The 1,758-nt window shown below is 64.1% G+C and carries 1 protein-coding gene and 1 pseudogene; both read right to left on the bottom strand.

Annotated elements, in window-relative coordinates:
* On the bottom strand, nucleotides 1-1,103 hold a 1,103-nt coding region (locus D7Y04_RS42390), incomplete at its 3' end, for a hypothetical protein (protein WP_199749819.1).
* Nucleotides 1,100-1,758 (bottom strand): annotated as a pseudogene (locus D7Y04_RS42385) (hypothetical protein); the annotation flags it as partial. The gene D7Y04_RS42390 and the pseudogene D7Y04_RS42385, both read right to left, overlap by 4 nt.

Below are 1,758 nucleotides of genomic sequence, written 5' to 3'. Positions count from 1 at the left end.
AGGTCCCGCTTGTAGCGCTCCGGAAAGTTCTCCCGCCAGAAGTGGAAGTCCAGGTCCGTGAGGGACTCGGGCGTTGCGGCCATGATGGACGGCACCTTCGTGTGCAGCGCGGCCACGAGTCCTTCGGACAGGTCTCCGTAGGACTCGAGGACGCGCTCCGGATTCCCCACGTCCGAGGGAAGGGCGACTGGGAGCCACTCCTCCGGCACCGGCGGCCGGAAGGCGTTGAGCTCGGCGATCTTCCGTTGCCGCTCGCTGATGGCGAACGCGTCCGGCAGGCGCGAGAGCAGCGGTGCCAGGTCCGGGTGGAAGCGCGGCTCGACGGGGACGAGTGCGGCGCTGCGCTCCCTCAGCGTGCGCAGCACCGTGTCGAAGTCGAGGTCGGGCCGAAGGTGGACATGGGCGCGGGCCTGGGCCACACGTGCTTCGTCGCTGGCGAAGTCGGCGGCGGTAGGCCGCAGCACCAGGAGGACGGAGCCGTTGGGGAGCTCCTCCACGAGGTGCGCAGGCGTCGAGAGCACCCGTTCGCGACCTACGCTCTCTACGAGCTTGGGGCCGAAGACATTGAGCCAGAACACCTCGTAGAACTTGTCGAAGCCATCCTTCCGAGACACCTCAGCTTCGCGGCCGAAATGAGGGAAGCCCGCCAACTCGCGGTCAGCCATGCTGTGAGCCGAAGCATACGGTGCCGGGTAGTGGATGGCCCATGCCCGGACCATTTCCATGAAACTCCGGCAGGATTCGTCCTCTGCAAAGAGGGCGAGGGGTTGAACGTCGAGCCAAACTTGGAGGCTTGAAGGAAGAGGCGGAAACCTGAGCCGGAGCGACATATCCAACACGGGCCACTTCTTGCGGTAGAGCCCAACGGAGGTGCTCCTTTCGCCGCGTTCCTCTCTCAGTACTTTCCAGATGGCAGCACGAGAGTAGCTCTGTCGCCGCTTCCCTTTGACGATGTCCGGCATCCACTTGTCGGCACCCAATTCAAGCGCCTGCAGGAAGGGCTCCAACTCGCGCTCGAAGTCAGCATGATGCGCGAGAGCACCTTCGAACGAGAGTAGAAGGTTGTCGTCCATATTCACTCCACGAAACTCAGGAATGCTCATTGGACCACCACCTCCACCCCGTCGACTTCCTCCAGGACAGCGTCCAAGGCTGCCTCCAACGTTCCCAGCTTCTTGGGCTTGAGCTGATTACCTTCATAAACGAGGCGGACCCTTTGAACTTTCACCACGAGTCGGAGCCCAGGTCGACGGATGCTCACCGTCTCACCGTAATACCGTAGGGCCGCAGTTGCGTCCGCCACCATCTGTGTAGCCAGCTCTCTCTGTTCCAAGAAGCGGAGGTCCCGGCTCTTGAAGCTGAAAGTCTCTACGCGGGGACTCGGGCCCGCAGCGGGCGCTTCTTCGATGACGAGCACGTCCGCGAAGCGCAGGTCTGCCTTCGCCACGCCCACGTGCGTCTCGATGCGCGGCTGGTCGAAGTCCTTGAGCCACCGCCGCTTCGCCCGCGGCAGGGCCGCGTCCGCCTCCAGCAGGGCGATCATCCTTCTCTCGAAGGCCAGGCCCCGGGCATACCTGTCGCGAACAAGTTGGTAGCCCGCCCACTTCAGCGGCCCCTTCTCCGCAGTCCCCTTCTTGATTTCAGCGGCCCGCGTCTCCAGGTACGCCACGTAGTCGGCCCAGAGTGGCTGCGCGGTGACGTCGGCAGGAGCCGCTTCCCGCAGGGACTGGCGGTGCCTCACCAGTTCATCCACGTTCA

Origin of the sequence: Corallococcus sp. AB038B, assembly GCF_003668955.1 — a bacterium.
GTDB classification, from domain to species: domain Bacteria; phylum Myxococcota; class Myxococcia; order Myxococcales; family Myxococcaceae; genus Corallococcus; species Corallococcus exiguus.
Note: the sequence above shows the minus strand (reverse complement) of the source record. Positions and strands in the feature narration are given on the sequence as shown.